The following is a 14,097-nucleotide window of genomic DNA, read 5'->3' as shown; positions in this document are numbered from 1 at the left end:
CGATCCGCAAAGCGTCCATTTTCTGCGGTCGAGACAGCCCAGGGATGGGGCTGATCTACGAGGGGAGTCGGCGCGTTAAGTCGGCCACGGTGGGCGTCGGCCGCGCGGGCCGCGTCGGGTGCAGCCCGCCTCAGCGGTTATTGGCTTCCAGCCGGTTGTCGCAGTCGTCTTGCAGGTCGCGCTGAAACTCGCGCAGCCAGGCCCATGCGAGGCGGTTGATGTGGGCCGGGGTCTCGATCACGTCGGTGCGCGGCGAGGCCTGCGATGGGAGGAGGGAGGTGGTCAGCGGTGCCGGTGCGGGCAGCGGCGCAGCTGCTGTGGCATTGGCGTAGCCCACGCCACAGGCGGCGGTGCAGCCGAGGGTGGCCAGCCATCGCTGGGATCGGCGGACGCGGGTGCTGCTCCGTCGGCGAAATTTTCGAATGGGCGCGATACGAAGCTTTCGAAACTTGTCCATACGAAATTGGGCGTGCCTCTTGACAGGTCTCTTTCGAGTATACGAGTCGAGGTATCTGGGTGAAAAGTCGGCCCAACCAAGGACTTGCCCGGCGCGGGTTAATACGGGCTTCGCGGTGGAATCGGTTTCGAAAGACTTGGGCGTGAAATCTTCTTTGTTTGAATTTCGAAGTTCGTTGATTGATTTCGAAATGACGTTCTCGCCGTTTCAGCCTTAGCACGGCTTTACACGCGGTGTGGCGGCAGGTACTCGCCCATGCGTGGAAATCAACCCGGCCAGGCCACCCGTGCCACCAATCCACCGCCCGGGCGAGGCAGCAGTTGGAACTGTGCGCCGTGGGCTTGCGCGACACGCTCCACGATGGCCAGGCCCAAGCCGGCGCCGCTGGGGCCGCTGCGCGCCGCATCGCCGCGCTTGAAAGGCTGCTTGAGAGATTCAGCGAGGCTGGGCTGGATGCCGGGGCCGCGGTCGCGCACCTCCAGCCACAGCGCGGTGCCATCTTCGCCGGTGGCCACCTCGATCGGCGGCGCGCCGTAGCGCTGCGCGTTGACCACGAGGTTCAGCACCATGCGCATGACGCCTTGGCGTCGCAGCGGGCGCGCCGACAGGGGGCCAGGTTGCCAGTGCACGCCATCGGCCGGGCAGAGCGTCAAGGCGTCCTGCACGAGTGCGTTCAGATCGGCTTGTGCCGGCGCGTCGCGGTCTTCTTCGCTGCTTCGGACGAAGTCGAGGAAGCGGCCGAGCAGGCTGTCCATCGCGTCGATGTTGCGGTTGAGGGTGCCCAGCAGCTCGGCTTCGGCCCGGCCGTCCAGCATTTCGGTGGCCAGCCTCATCTTGGCCAAAGGTGTTCGCAGGTCGTGCGACAAGCCGGCCAGCATCAGCGAGCGCTCGCGTTCACTCTGGGCCAGGCTGACCGCCATGTCGTTGAACGCGTGTGAGACGCTGGCGATTTCGCGCGGCACGCCGTCCACCGGCAACGGCGAGGGGCGCTCGCCACGCCCCAGTGCTGCGGAGGCGTGCACCAGGTCGTTCAACGGCCGGTTGATCCGTCGCTGGATCAGCCAGGCCCCCAGGATCGCCAGCAGTGCGGTGGCGATGGTGGCCGCGAGCCACGCGCCGCTGAATACTGGTGCAGGGGGGAGACCGGGCAGATTGACCCAGTAGGCCTGGCCCTGCACATCCAGGCGCACCTGGATGACATGGCCCACATCCGGCTCGGCCAGCGGGCGCCATTGCAGCGTGTGGCCCGTGAGGGCCCAGCGCTCGCCGACCTCATTCAAGAACAGCCTTTGAAGCCGTGTGGCGCGCCAGCGCTCGGTGTCTGCCGGGGGCTCGCCGCGCTGGACGGCTCTTTTCACGCTGCCGTTGAAGCCGGCCACGAAGGCGCTGCGCTCGGCGGGCGGCAGCGCGCCCAGCCCCGTCTCCAGGGCCTGCAGTTCTCGCACCGTGCCTTCGGCCAGCAAGGTGGTGCGTGGCAGCGTGACGAAGGTTCGGAACAGCCAGGCGCTGCCGATCTGGCCCACCAGGATCAGCGCCACGATCAGCAGCAGATTGCGCTGGAAGAGGGTGCGGGGCAGCCAAGTCATGCGGACGTGTCTGCGCTCTCAGGTGGCCCCGCCATCCGGCACGAAGACGTACCCGCGGCCCCACACCGTCTGGATGTGCCGGGGGTGCGACGGATCGTCTTCGATCACTCGCCGCAGCCGCATCACCTGGGCGTCGATGCTGCGGCTGGTCACGTCCTGCTCGCGGTCAGCGCCCTTGGCCAGCTCGATCAGGCGGTCTCGCCCCAGCGGGCGGTTCGGGTTCATCACCAGCGCGTGCAGCAACTGGAACTCGCCGGTGGTCAGCGCCACCGGTTGGCCATCGCGCTCAAGCAGCCGCCGCGCCGCGTGCAGCGTGTAGCGCCCAAATCGCACCGGCTCGTCGCCGAGCGGTCCGCCATGGGCCCCCAGCAGCTTCTGCCGGCGCACCATCGCCTGGATGCGGGCCAGCAGCTCGCGCGGGTTGAATGGCTTGGGCAGGTAGTCGTCGGCGCCCATTTCGAGGCCGATGATGCGGTCGACCGGGTCACCGCGGGCGGTGAGCATCAGGATGGGCACCGTCTCACCCGCGTGTCGCAGCCGCCGGCACAGCGACAGCCCGTCTTCGCCGGGCATCATCACGTCCAGCACCAGCACGTCAAAGCGTTCACGCCCCAGCAGCCGTTCGGCGGCGCTGGCGTCGGCCACGGCACGCACCGTCAGGCCCTGTTCGCCCAGGTAGCGCTGCAGCAGGCCGCGCAGCTCGGCCTCGTCGTCGGCAATCAGCACGGTGATCGGCGCGTCACTCATGGTCGCCATGTTAGGCGCCGGCGTCGCGACACCGCGGCAACGGCAGGCGCAGTGATGACAAACGATGACACGCACGACGTGGTGTCACACATGGTCATCACCATGGTCACGGGCAGAGCGAGCTGCGGGGGATATTGGCCTGGGGAACCCGAACCACCGGTGCCAGCCAAGTGCCGCCGGCCCCAAGGAGAAGACCGATGAAAGATCACCAATCCGTGTGCATGGCCGTGTCGATGGTCGCATTGGCGGCGCTGTCGATGTGGGCGGCCACCCTGTTGCTGCAGGCGGCCGATGTGCGCTCGACCACGGCCATGTCGCCGACGGTCCGCACCGACGCCCCGCCGGCCGACGTGGGCGATCCCGGGCAGGCGTTCAGCCCGTCAGCTTTCAGCCGGACATCTGCACGATCGTGAACGCACCGAGCCCGCAGCTGAACGCGCCGACGCCGGCCTGCAGCCAGCGCTGCAAGGGCACCAGGTGCCGCGCCGTCAGACGCATCGGTGCCACCAGCGCGGCCGACAGCAGGGCCATCCCGGCGATGGAACCCAGGCCGAACAGGGCGATGTAGGACAGCCCCAATGACAGCGCCGGTGCCGCCTGCAGGCTCATCAGCGACAGGGCGGCCGAGCCCGCCAGCCCATGCATCATGCCCACGGCCAGTGCGCGCAGGGGCCAGCCGCCGGCCTCCGCGTGAGCGTGCTCTGGCGAAGTGGCTGTGGTGTGCAGGGCCGGGGCGTGGCCATGGATGTGCAGGTGCACCAGCTCTGGGCGACCATGGGTGCCATGTCGGTGCACATGCAGATGCGTCTGCGGCCGCCAGACGCGGCGCAGCACATCGGCGCCGAGCAGCACCAGCATGACGCCCACTGCCGATTCCAGCCCGCGCTCCACCTGCGGCGGAATCACCTGGCCCAGCACCAGCACCGCGCCGGCGAATGTCAGCAAGGTCAAGGTGTGGCCGAGGCCCCAGAACGCCCCTTGCCGCATCGCCTGGCGCCACCCCCCCTCGCGGGTGGCCAGCGTGGCCACCGCGGCCAGGTGATCGGCCTCGGTGGCGTGCTGGACGCCCAGCAACAGGCCGACGAGCAGGGTGGGCAACAGGGTGGGCAGGGCCGTCATGAACCGATTGAATTGCAAGCCCTATGCCGGTGCATGCCGGCCGTTCCGCGGTCGGCGTGCCGCCTTGTGTCGACGGCGGGAGCGCGGCGCCCGGGCGCCGGGCAGGCCAGCGGCCCACCTCCGCTACGATGCCCGGCTTCGTGCGCCGCATCTCGTCGGCGTCAAACAGAGGAGATGAACCATGCGCACCGTCGTGACCACCGGGATCCGATCGGCATTGGCAGGCGTGAGCCTGGGGGCCGGCATCGCCGCCGGTGCCGCCGGCCTGAGCTATCCCGAAACGCCCCGCAAGCCGGTGATCGACCTCTACCACGGTGTGGAGGTCACCGACCCGTACCGCTGGCTCGAAGCCACTGATACCCCGGCGGTCGAGGCCTGGGTGGCTCAGCAGAACGCCCTGACGCGCTCGCAGCTCGACCCGCTGCCGAGCCGCGCGGCGATCGTCGGCGAGCTGAAGACCTTGTTCGGCAGCGCACCCGTCACCCGACGCCAGTTGCACTATGCGGGTGGGCGCCTGTTCGCGATGAAGTCGCAGCCTCCGGCCAATCAGCCCAAGCTGGTGGTGCTGACCGACCCGATGGACATGGCCACCGAGAAGACCATCGTCGACCCGAATGTGCTCAACCCGAAGGGCACCACCGCCATCGATTGGTATGTGCCGTCGCTGGACGGCCGTCTGGTCGCGGTGAGCCTGTCCGAGAACGGCAGCGAAGACGGCACGCTGCACCTGTTCGAGGTGGCCACCGGCCGGCAACTCGAAGACGTCGTACCGAGGGTGCAGTACCCCACCGGCGGTGGCAGTGCCGCTTGGACGCCCGACGGCAAGGGCCTCTACTACACCCGCTACCCGCAGGGCCAGGAGCGCCCGCCGGCCGATGCCAACTTCTACCAGCAGGTCTGGTACCACCAGATCGGCACCCCCATCGCCCAGGACAAGTACGTGATCGGGCAGGAGTTCCCGCGCGTTGCCGAGACCTTCCTGAGCACGACCGAAGACGGCCGTTACCTCTTGGCGGATGTGGCCTACGGCGATGGAGGGGACCACGCCTTCTACCTGCGCGGGCCGGGCCAGACGGCGTGGACCCGCCTGGCCGATTTCGCCGACGGCGTTCGCAGCGTGGTGCTGGGCCGCGACGGGCGCTGGTACGCCATCGTGCTGAAGGGCTCGCCGCGGGGCCGGGTGGTGGCCGGGTCATTGGACGCCCCGTCGCTGGCGAAGGCGAAGCTGTTGGTGCCCGAAAGCGAGATGACGGTGTCGGCGGTCACGCCGGCCACCAGCCGGCTGTATCTCGAGTACCTGGCCGGTGGGCCGCAGGAGCTGCACGCGTTCACGCTCGATGGCCGGCCGCTCGGCCGCATCGGTGCCGAGGCGGTGGCCACCGCCATGGCCGGGCCGACCCTGGAAGGCGATGAGCTGCTGTTCGCCAGCCAGAGCTATGTGAGCCCGTTGGCGTGGTACCGCTACCGGCCCACTTCGCAGCAACCGGATCCCGCGCCGGTGAAGACGCCGCTCAGCGAGGCGCCGCGCGATGTCGACCTCGGCGATGTCGAGGTGCGCCGCGAGTTCGCCACCTCGAAGGACGGCACCAAGGTGCCGGTGAACATCGTGTTCAAGAAGGGCCTGAAGCTGGATGGAAAGAGCCCGCTGCTGCTCACCGGCTACGGCGGCTTCTCCATCCCGATGCAGCCACGGTTCAGCTTGCGCACCGCCTTCTGGCTGCGCCATGGCGGGGTCTTCGTGGTGGCCAACCTGCGAGGTGGCGGCGAATTCGGCGAAGAGTGGCATGTGCAGGGCAACCTCACCCGCAAACAGAACGTCTTCGACGACTTCATCGCGAGCGCGCAGTACCTGATCGACAAGGGCTACACCTCGCCAGCGCGTCTGGCCATCGAAGGCGGCAGCAACGGTGGCCTTCTGATGGGCGCCGTGCTCACTCAGCGGCCGGAGATGTTCCGTGCGGTGGTCGGCCACGTCGGCGTGTACGACATGCTGCGCGTCGAGTTGTCGCCCAACGGAGCGTTCAACGTGTCCGAGTTCGGCAGCGTGAAAGACCCGGCGCAATTCAAGGCGCTGCACGCCTACTCGCCCTATCACCGCGTCGTCGAGGGTACGGCCTACCCCTCCGTGTTCCTGCTCACCGGCATGCACGACGGCCGCGTCGAGCCGCACAACACGCTGAAGATGGCCGCGCGCCTGCAGGCAGCCAGCACATCCGGCCGGCCCGTGCTGCTGCGCGTGGCCGGTGATGCGGGGCACGGGCAGGGCATGGCCCTGTCGTCGATGATCGAGCAGGACGCCGACGTGTTCGCCTTCCTGTTCGATCAGCTCGGGATGAAGTGATGGCGTACGACTACAGCTCCGACAACCAGCGGCTCGAGCTGCCCAACCCCTACCGGGTGCAGAACGCGTTCCTGCTGCTGTGTGCCTTGATCACCGGCGCCGGTGGCCTGGCGGCGCTGGTGTGGGCCCGGGCCTATCTGCACTACGGTGGTGGCCACGGCGCCTTGGCCGTGCTGGTGGGCATGGGGCTGTTGTCGGCAGCGATCGGCTTCTCGGTGCGGGCGGCCCGTCGCCTGCGCTTCTTCTTCGGGCGGGGCCGCCCGGCCTCCTTGGCGCCGGAGGTGGCGGTGGGGGCCACCGGTAACTCCGCGGCGGCCGATCAATACAAGGCGATGCTGCGTCAAGGCGGTCTCGAATACCCCGAGCCACAAGGGGCGCTGAACGGCCTGCTGTACCACGCCATGCCCTGGCTCATCACGGCGCCGCTCAAGGTGCAGGCGATGGCGCAGACGCAGTTCTTCAATGCCCTGTCATTTGCGGCCACCTTGGTGTCGTTCGTCGTGGGCTGGTGGCTGCTCGGAACCGACGATTCCCGACCCGTCATCGCGGCGGCCTATCTCGCCTTCGCGGCTGTGGTGCTGCTCAAGCCGCTGCATGCCGGCGAACGTGCCCGCATGAGCAGCGCCTGGCTGATCGGTCTGGCGGTGGTGGCCGTGGTCGGCCCGGTGCTGGTGGGCTTTGCCGGCCGGCTGCTGCCCGCACTCACCATCCCCCTGCATGGCCAGGCCTTCTTCCTGCTCGGGGCGGCCTTGGTCGCGGTGGGCCTGATTCTTTTGAGCCTGTATGCCCAGGTGGATGGCCCGCCTGCCACCGAGCGCAGCATGGAGCAGCTCACCTTGTCGATGAACGGCCCGCCCGCGGCCTTGATCACCGAGCTGGACCGTCGCCTGCAAGACGGCTGGGCCGAACGCATTCCGAATCGCCGCTACACCCGCCTGGAGCCGCATACCCCGGCGTCCGACGGAGCCGGGCGCTTCGCCGGCGAGTTGATGGAGGAGTCGCAGCCGATGCCGCTGGGCGGCACCACCGCCCCCACGCTGCTGGGCGCCTTGCGCATGCCGCGCCATCGCGGCCTGGTGCTGCTGGACCTGTATGCCACCTTGCTGGTGGTGGGGGCGACGGTGCTCGCGCTCTTCTACCTGAAGAGCCTGGACCCGAGCCTGCCACCGGGTGAGTCGATGAACTGGGGGCATGCCCCGGTCGGCTACTCGCTGATCTGCCTGGCGGTCGCGGCGTTCTGCTTCCAGTCGGCCTCGGCCATCTGGGGCCGTTTCAATTTCGAATCGGTCCTGGTTTGGGTCGAGTTGTTGGGCACCTGGCAGACCTCGCGCATCGGCACCGGCAACCAGCTGAGCAGCCAACTGCACAGCGACAACGAGGTCGTGCGGGTCGAATCAATGACGCTGCGCGTCTGGCGCGCTCGCATCGAATCGGTCGTCTTCGGCAAAGACGACCAGCGCCAGGTGACTGCCATGTTCGGTACCGCGCAAGAAGCCCGGCAGCTCGCGGCCCACCTGGCCGACTTCGCTGGGCGCCAGAGCATCTTCGTGGCGCCGGCCGCCGCGGCCGACCAGCAGCGCCTGGTCAGCTTGCAGGCCAGCGAGCGGGCCCTGGCCGCCGGTGCCAAGGCGGCGCCCGGCTCGGCATTGGGCTCGGCCGCGGCCGAGCACGAGGCGCTGCGGGTGGAGGCTGCCCACGCGAAAGCAGCACGGTTCTGCACGGCCTGCGGCGCAGCCGCCTCGCCGGGCGCCCGCTTCTGCTCGCAGTGCGGGCAGGCGCTGGGCGAGCTGCCGGGCTGATGCCCCCCGCGGGGCCGGGGTCAACGGCGCTCGCGGGTGGCTTTGTCGACCTTTTCCGATTGCTCCTGGCCGGGCCGGGTGGCCGGCGGAGGTGCGAAGGGCGGAGGAAAGCCCACGAAGGCCAGGAAGATGAAGATCGGCAACAGCACGTAGAACAGCGGGCGTTTCCAGTGCAGCTTCATCTGCAGCATCTGGGGGACGACGCCGCCGCTTCAAGACGCGGCGGCCAACAGAGTGTTGCTGGCCAGGCCCCGCTGGCACGCTGCCTTTCAGTCCAACCTGAACAGCGTACGCAGTTCTTCCGGCGGCAACTGTCCTATCCATGTCTCCCCACTGCCGACCGTCATGTCCGCCAGTTCGCGCTTGGACCGGATCATCAGGTTGATCCTTTCCTCGAAGGTGCCGCGGGTGATGAATCGGTGCACCTGAACGCGCCGCTGCTGCCCGATGCGGTAGGCGCGGTCGGTGGCTTGGGCTTCGACGGCCGGGTTCCACCACAGGTCGAAGTGCACGACATGGTTCGCGGCGGTCAGGTTCAGCCCCGTGCCACCGGCCTTGAGTGACAGCAGGAAGACGCGGTCGGTGCGCTTGTTCTGGAAGCGATCCACCATCTGGTCGCGCTTCCCCCTGGCGACGCCACCGTGCAGGAACAGCGGCTCGTGCCCCAGCCGCTCGCGCAGCATCGCCTGCAGAAGCAAGCCCATCTCGCGGAACTGCGTGAAGACCAGCACCTTCTCCTGAGCGGAGTGGATCTCCTCAAGGAGGTCGATCAGACGCTCGGCCTTGCCCGACTCGGCGGCGTCCGCGGCCCGCTGTTTCAGGTAGTGAGCCGGGTGATTGCAGACCTGCTTGAGCGCCAGGATCATGTGCAGCACGAGTCCCTGCCGCTGGAAGGTGTCCGACTCACCCTCGATGCTGGCCAACCCTTCTCGCACCACCGACTCGTACAAGGCTGCCTGCTGCCGGGTGAGCGTGCAGAACTGGTCTTGCTCCACCTTGTCCGGCAGGTCGCTGATGATGGACTTGTCGGACTTGAGCCGCCGCAGCATGAACGGCGCCATCACCTTGCGCAGTCGCTCGGCAGCTGCGGCGTCGCGGTGCACCTCGATGGGTGTGGCGTACTCACGCGCGAAGTGCGTCGGACCGCCCAAGTAGCCGCGCTGCGCGAAGTCCATGATCGCCCAATACTCCGAGAGCTGGTTCTCGACGGGCGTGCCGCTCATGGCGACGTAGCTGCCCGCCGGGATGCTCTTGATGGCTTTCGACTGGGCGGTCGCGGCGTTCTTGATGTTCTGAGCCTCGTCGATCACCACCAGGCGCCAGCGCATGCCCTTGAGCAGCGCGGCTTCGCGGCGCGCGACGCCGTAGGTGGTGAGCAGCACGTCGGGCCGCGCGGTGGCGAGTTCGCGTTTCGCTCCGTGAAAGACGCCCACCCGCAGTGATGGCGAGAAGCGCTCCACCTCCTTCTGCCAGTTGGTCAGCAAGCTGGTCGGCACGATCACCAGCGCGCGGCCGTCGTCGAGGGCACCGTCCTCCTTGAGGCGTTGCAGCAGCGCAATCACTTGCAGCGTCTTGCCGAGGCCCATGTCGTCGGCGATGACGCTGCCGAGGCCCATGCGGGCGTTGCGCCAGAGCCAGGCGAAGCCGCGCTCCTGGTAGGGGCGCAGCGTGGCCCGGAGGGCCTTGGGCAAGGGCACGTGGGCCGTCGTGGTGAGCTCCTTCAGAACCTTCTCGGCGGCTTTGTTCAGGCCGATCGGCACGCCGTCAAATTCGCCGGCCAGTGCGACGCGCAGCAGTTCGGCGCCGGACATCGGCGACGGTCGCGTCAGGCGCGCTCGCAGTTGTTCGACCTCTGACGGATCCAGGTACACGTACTGGCCGCGGAACTTGACGATGCCCGTGGCGCGCCCGAGCAAGCGCTCGAACTCCGCGGGCGTGACGAGTTCATCGCCCAGCGACACCTTCCAGTCGAAAGAGAACAGGGTGCTGGTGTCCAGGAGGCCCGAGGTAGAGCCGCTCTTCGCCTTGAGCTGCATCGAAAGGCGAGGCCGCAGCAGCCGGTCGAGGGAGCGAGACAGCAGTGTGCGGATGCCCATCAAGCGCAGGGCGGGCAGCGTGTCGAAGAGCAGGGAAGGCAGCGCCTCGGGCTCCACGACGAGCGGCTCCTTCGCGCCCTGGCGCACGTAGTCGTTCAGGGGCGGATGGAACTCGGCCAGCATCGCCACGGTGCCGAGCACCTCGGCGCGGCGGGAGGCCCAGGAGGGCTTCTTCAGCACCTGGGCCAGCGGCGTCGGGGCGTCGGTCAGGGCCGCGTCTTCCGCCACGGCGAGAGAGAGCGCGAAACCGTCCCCGTCCTCGTGCTCTCCCACGCTCAGCACCGGGACGTGTGAGCGTGCGGCCAAGTGCAGGCGCGCGAGCCACGCATGGATGCCGACCGCGACGGCGGCTTCGCCCGGGCCATCGAAGCGGGCCCGCCCGGTCTTGAAGAACAGGGCCAGAACCTTGTCGCCCGCCGCCTTCTCCGCGGCGATAGCGTCCGATGCCGCGACGAAGTGGTCCAGCATCGCCGACAAGAGCAGGCGCACCTGCACGTCCGGATCGAGTGCTGCCTTCCTGCGTCCCGCCTGCTTCTGCACGAGTTTCGACGGCAGGGCACCTGCTGTGGCGGCCACCATGCCGCGGACCGTCGAATCGAGTTCGGCCGCGCACCAGCGCAAGGCCACCGTGCCGGCATCGACCTGGAACACCTGTGGAACGACCGCACCCCGGGCGAGCAGGTGCAGGGCCAGCAGCCGCATCGTGTGCAGCGCGGCGAGCTCGGTCGGCAGATCCGGCAGGCGCGCGGGGGCCACTTCGCCCAGAGACATCAGCAGCTCGGACCAACCTTCGATCGCATCGTCCGCGCGGTGCGCGCCCGTGACGGCCAGCCGCCCCTGCGCATCGGCGAGAAGCTGCAGGCGGCCCTCCGGGATCGGGGCACGGCCGTCCGTGGGCGGCGAGGTGTCCAGAAGCCGGAGGGCATGCTTTGCCACGCGTGCCATCACGCGCTGTGCGACCGCGCGGAAGTCGCCGCCGCGGAAGAAGACCGGGCTCGCCGGCAGCACGCGCCACAACGGCTCATGCAGGTCCGGCAGGGTCGTGAAATCCAGGCGCGCGAGCGCCGACGGATCGGGTGCCGCGTCGCCGCCACTTGCCGCAGCAGGAGCAGACGCCGCGAACAACACTTCCTTCGCGTTGGGGATCGCCGACCCGGCGGCGGAGTCGATCTGGATTCCGTGCTCGCGCATCAGCGAGGGCAGGTCGAGGCCGCGCAAGCTGAAGACGAGGAACGGGTCGCCGTCGATCTCGCGGCTGAGGACGTAGACCACAGCGGCCAGGTGCTTGCAGGGCACCGCCCAGTCGGGGCACGAGCACTGCATCCGCAGATCGCTCCAGCGCGAGGGAAAGACCGCGATCTTCAGCCGGCGCGCTTCCTCCAGCACTGCAGGATCGAGCTCGCGATTGAGCAGCCGCCCAATCAGACCGGGGTCGGTGGCCAGGCGTTCCACGAGTCGCGCCGCATCGGCAGCGGGTGTCGGTGGCACCTTGATCTCCACGACGTAGGGCTGCGCCCGCGATCCCTGGACTTGCGCGCGCACTTGGCTGCCCTTGACCTGCAACTGCAGGACGGCGCCGCGATTGGCGTAGGTTCGCCCACGGGGCAGGCGGTTCTCATGGTCGATCTGCGTCAGCGCCTGCAGCCATTGGGCGCCCCACCAGGTATTGCCGTAGGTCGTGCGCGCGCTGGAAGCGCGTGCGGGCGTGGAGGAGGCGGGGCGACGAGGGGCATAGAACGGCATGCATCAGGCTTTCAGTGAGTGCACGGGCGAACAGGCGAACAGGCGAGCAGGCGAACAGGCGGCCGGGCGATTGTGGCGGGCCGTTGAGGAGCCAATCCTGAATCGACGCTCATTGCGCCTCGGCAGACGATCGGCACTTCATCGGCCTGCAAAGATCGTTCACAAAGCGCCGGGTCACCGCCGTGTTGGGCGTTCAGTGGTCCCGCCACGGCTTCTCGGCGCACTGTGCTCCATGTCAGTCGGCCACCGACGGCTGCGGCGTTGTTTCGATTTCAAAGGCTTGCTTACCGTCTGGGGGCGCCTGACGGGCGGGCCAGGTGTGATGATCGACAGCGCTTTCAACACCACAGCCGTCCAGCCGCCACCATGCGTAACTCGTCCGTCTTGTCCCTTTGTGTTCTCTCGGCCACGGCCTGCCTGGCCGTTTTCGGTGCCGCGCCGACCTTTGCGGCAGAGCCCGCCTCGGCAGGCCGCGCCGCCACGGTCTCGGCCCAGCCCTGGGCGGTGCAAGCCGGCCCCGCGGGTGACGTGCAGCGATTGAACATCGGTGCAGGCGAGCAGGCTGCCGCGGGTGCGCAGGCGCCTCTGCCGGCCGAGGTGCTGGCATCGGCCAAGTGCGCCGACAGTGGCACCAAGGCCTTCCGCCAGGAAGTGCTGAAGCTGACCAACAACTACCGCGCCATCGGCCGCTACTGCGGCAGCACCTGGTACGCGGCGACCAAGCCGCTGGCCTGGAGCACCGAGTTGAAACGTGCGGCGAACGGCCACTCGCGTGACATGGCGAAGAACAACTTCTTCAGCCACACCGGCAGCAACGGCAGCTCGATGGCCGACCGCATCACCGATGCGGGCTACCGCTGGTCTTCTGCGGGCGAGAACATCGCCGCCGGCTACGACAGCGTGGCCTCGGTGATGGACGGCTGGATCAAGAGCCCCGGCCACTGCGCCAACATCATGAGCTCGCACTACAAGGACATCGGCATGGCCTGCGTCCCGTCGACCAGTGCCGACTACAGCAGCTACTGGACGATGGATCTGGCCGCGCCGCTCTGACGCCTTGAGTGTGCCCCGGCGCCGCGAAGCGACCGGGAGGGGCGGCCCTCGCGCCGTCTGCCGGGGCCGGCCCGATCAGCGGCCGTTGCGGGTGCGCATCGAGATCTGCGTCAGGCCTTCGAACTGACAAAGATCGAGCAGGTGAACGATCTCCTGGTAAGCGGCCTGGGTGTCGCCGTCGATGCGCACCGGCAACGCGGGATTGTTCGCCGCCGCGGCGTGCAGGCGCTTGCGCAGCTCGGCCTGCGTCACCCGTTCGCGGCCCCAATACACGCCGCCCTTGGCGTCGACGCCCAGCACCAGCACATCGGGTGAGGCCGTGGCGCGATCGAGCGACACCGCCGACTGCGGCAGCGTGATCGGCAGCTCGGTCAGCGGCTTGTTGTCGTCCTGGTGCTTGAACGAGGTCGCCACCATGAAGAACATCAGCAGGAAGAAGATGCAATCGATCAGCGCGATCAGGTTGATCTCGGGCTGCTCTTCTTCGCCCAGGTCGATGCGCATCAGTGGCTCCCGGTGCGAAGGCAGGCGTCGAACATGCGTTCGAGCTGTTCTTCCATCGCCAGCCCGCTGGTCACGAGCCGGTGGCGGAAATAGTGATGCAGGCCGAGTGAAGGCAGGGCGACGGCCAAGCCTGCTGCGGTGTTGACCAGCGCCTTCGAGATGCCGCCGGCCAGCAGCGACGCGTCGCCCATGCCGCCCGTGAACGCGATGACGTGGAAGGCTTCGATCATGCCGATCACCGTGCCGAGCAGGCCCACGATGGGCGCCACGGTGGCCACCACCGCCAACGGGTAGGCGCGCTGCTGCTGGGCGCGCAGTTGCCGCGAGGCGATCTCGCCGGCCCGCTGCGCCAATTCATCGGCCGTCCAGCGGTGGCGGTGTGACACCACGAATTGCAGGGCCCGGGCCAGCACGCTGTCGCGTTGCTTCAGCACCTGATCGAGCTGATCGAACTGGCCGGCTTGCCACAACGGAACCACCTCGTCGACCAACGTGGGCGGCGCCACCGCGCTGGTGCGAAACCGATGGAACCGCTCCAGCGCCACGGTGATGGCGAGCACCGACAGCGCGGCGATCACCCAGATGCCGGCGCCACCGGCGGCAAGTTGTTCGAGAAAGTTGAACTGCACGGTCAGTCCTTCATGGAGGTCAG

At 68.4% G+C, this 14,097-nt stretch carries 12 protein-coding genes; 4 read left to right on the top strand and 8 right to left on the bottom strand.

The window, feature by feature from the left end; translation table 11 throughout:
* Positions 1 to 130: 130 nt before the first annotated feature.
* From AACH06_RS19185 to AACH06_RS19175, 3 genes are all read right to left on the bottom strand, one after another.
* Positions 131 to 457, bottom strand: coding sequence for a hypothetical protein (locus tag AACH06_RS19185; RefSeq protein ID WP_341427373.1), 327 nt, complete (start codon positions 455 to 457; stop codon positions 131 to 133).
* Positions 458 to 723: 266 nt separating this feature from the next.
* Entirely contained in the window at positions 724 to 2,043 is a 1,320-nt protein-coding gene (locus tag AACH06_RS19180; protein WP_341427372.1) for an ATP-binding protein, read from the bottom strand.
* Between the two features lie 18 nt (positions 2,044 to 2,061).
* Entirely contained in the window at positions 2,062 to 2,790 is a 729-nt protein-coding gene (locus tag AACH06_RS19175) for a response regulator (RefSeq protein WP_341427371.1), read from the bottom strand.
* A gap of 197 nt (positions 2,791 to 2,987) precedes the next feature.
* On the opposite strand from AACH06_RS19175, the gene AACH06_RS19170 reads away from it, so the two are divergent.
* The gene (locus AACH06_RS19170; RefSeq protein ID WP_341427370.1) at positions 2,988 to 3,203 is read left to right on the top strand and encodes a hypothetical protein; all 216 of its coding nucleotides are present in this window, start codon (positions 2,988 to 2,990) and stop codon (positions 3,201 to 3,203) included.
* Here the strand turns inward: AACH06_RS19170 and AACH06_RS19165 are convergent.
* Entirely contained in the window at positions 3,178 to 3,909 is a 732-nt protein-coding gene (locus tag AACH06_RS19165) for an urease accessory protein (RefSeq protein ID WP_341427369.1), read from the bottom strand. The two genes, AACH06_RS19170 and AACH06_RS19165, sit on opposite strands and share 26 nt — an antisense overlap.
* Positions 3,910 to 4,090: 181 nt before the next feature.
* On the opposite strand from AACH06_RS19165, the gene AACH06_RS19160 reads away from it, so the two are divergent.
* Complete coding sequence (locus AACH06_RS19160; protein WP_341427368.1) at positions 4,091 to 6,250, top strand: prolyl oligopeptidase family serine peptidase; 2,160 nt, start codon at positions 4,091 to 4,093, stop codon at positions 6,248 to 6,250.
* Complete coding sequence (locus AACH06_RS19155) at positions 6,250 to 8,049, top strand: zinc ribbon domain-containing protein (protein ID WP_341427367.1); 1,800 nt, start codon at positions 6,250 to 6,252, stop codon at positions 8,047 to 8,049. Before AACH06_RS19160 ends, AACH06_RS19155 begins: the two co-directional genes overlap by 1 nt.
* Before the next feature lie 20 nt (positions 8,050 to 8,069).
* On the opposite strand, the gene AACH06_RS19150 is transcribed toward AACH06_RS19155, so the two are convergent.
* Together AACH06_RS19150 and AACH06_RS19145 are read right to left on the bottom strand one after the other, a co-directional pair.
* The gene (locus tag AACH06_RS19150) at positions 8,070 to 8,231 is read right to left on the bottom strand and encodes a hypothetical protein (RefSeq protein WP_341427366.1); all 162 of its coding nucleotides are present in this window, start codon (positions 8,229 to 8,231) and stop codon (positions 8,070 to 8,072) included.
* 87 nt (positions 8,232 to 8,318) lie between these two features.
* Positions 8,319 to 11,708 carry an SNF2-related protein gene (locus AACH06_RS19145; RefSeq protein WP_341427365.1) on the bottom strand — a complete coding sequence of 1,130 codons (3,390 nt, stop codon included), beginning with the start codon at positions 11,706 to 11,708 and terminating at the stop codon, positions 8,319 to 8,321.
* A gap of 546 nt (positions 11,709 to 12,254) precedes the next feature.
* On the opposite strand from AACH06_RS19145, the gene AACH06_RS19140 reads away from it, so the two are divergent.
* Entirely contained in the window at positions 12,255 to 12,941 is a 687-nt protein-coding gene (locus AACH06_RS19140; protein WP_341427364.1) for a CAP domain-containing protein, read from the top strand.
* Positions 12,942 to 13,016: 75 nt separating this feature from the next.
* On the opposite strand, the gene AACH06_RS19135 is transcribed toward AACH06_RS19140, so the two are convergent.
* Together AACH06_RS19135 and AACH06_RS19130 are read right to left on the bottom strand one after the other, a co-directional pair.
* Positions 13,017 to 13,445 carry an ExbD/TolR family protein gene (locus tag AACH06_RS19135; RefSeq protein WP_341427363.1) on the bottom strand — a complete coding sequence of 143 codons (429 nt, stop codon included), beginning with the start codon at positions 13,443 to 13,445 and terminating at the stop codon, positions 13,017 to 13,019.
* The gene (locus tag AACH06_RS19130; protein WP_341427362.1) at positions 13,445 to 14,074 is read right to left on the bottom strand and encodes a MotA/TolQ/ExbB proton channel family protein; all 630 of its coding nucleotides are present in this window, start codon (positions 14,072 to 14,074) and stop codon (positions 13,445 to 13,447) included. The genes AACH06_RS19135 and AACH06_RS19130 overlap by 1 nt, the downstream gene beginning before the upstream one ends.
* Positions 14,075 to 14,097 lie beyond the last annotated feature (23 nt).

This window comes from Ideonella lacteola (assembly GCF_038066555.1).
Taxonomy (GTDB): domain Bacteria; phylum Pseudomonadota; class Gammaproteobacteria; order Burkholderiales; family Burkholderiaceae_C; genus Ideonella; species Ideonella lacteola.
This window is presented reverse-complemented; position numbering and strand designations above follow the sequence as displayed.

Bases quoted from the DNA above. Each gene is read 5' to 3' on its own strand.
- AACH06_RS19185 (WP_341427373.1), bottom strand. From the start codon at position 457: ATGGACAAGTTTCGAAAGCTTCGTATCGCGCCCATTCGAAAATTTCGC.
- AACH06_RS19170 (WP_341427370.1), top strand. From the start codon at position 2,988: ATGAAAGATCACCAATCCGTGTGCATGGCCGTGTCGATGGTCGCATTG.
- AACH06_RS19150 (WP_341427366.1), bottom strand. From the start codon at position 8,231: ATGAAGCTGCACTGGAAACGCCCGCTGTTCTACGTGCTGTTGCCGATC.
- AACH06_RS19135 (WP_341427363.1), bottom strand. From the start codon at position 13,445: ATGCGCATCGACCTGGGCGAAGAAGAGCAGCCCGAGATCAACCTGATC.
- AACH06_RS19175 (WP_341427371.1), bottom strand. From the start codon at position 2,790: ATGAGTGACGCGCCGATCACCGTGCTGATTGCCGACGACGAGGCCGAG.
- AACH06_RS19160 (WP_341427368.1), top strand. From the start codon at position 4,091: ATGCGCACCGTCGTGACCACCGGGATCCGATCGGCATTGGCAGGCGTG.
- AACH06_RS19180 (WP_341427372.1), bottom strand. From the start codon at position 2,043: ATGACTTGGCTGCCCCGCACCCTCTTCCAGCGCAATCTGCTGCTGATC.
- AACH06_RS19165 (WP_341427369.1), bottom strand. From the start codon at position 3,909: ATGACGGCCCTGCCCACCCTGTTGCCCACCCTGCTCGTCGGCCTGTTG.
- AACH06_RS19155 (WP_341427367.1), top strand. From the start codon at position 6,250: ATGGCGTACGACTACAGCTCCGACAACCAGCGGCTCGAGCTGCCCAAC.
- AACH06_RS19140 (WP_341427364.1), top strand. From the start codon at position 12,255: ATGCGTAACTCGTCCGTCTTGTCCCTTTGTGTTCTCTCGGCCACGGCC.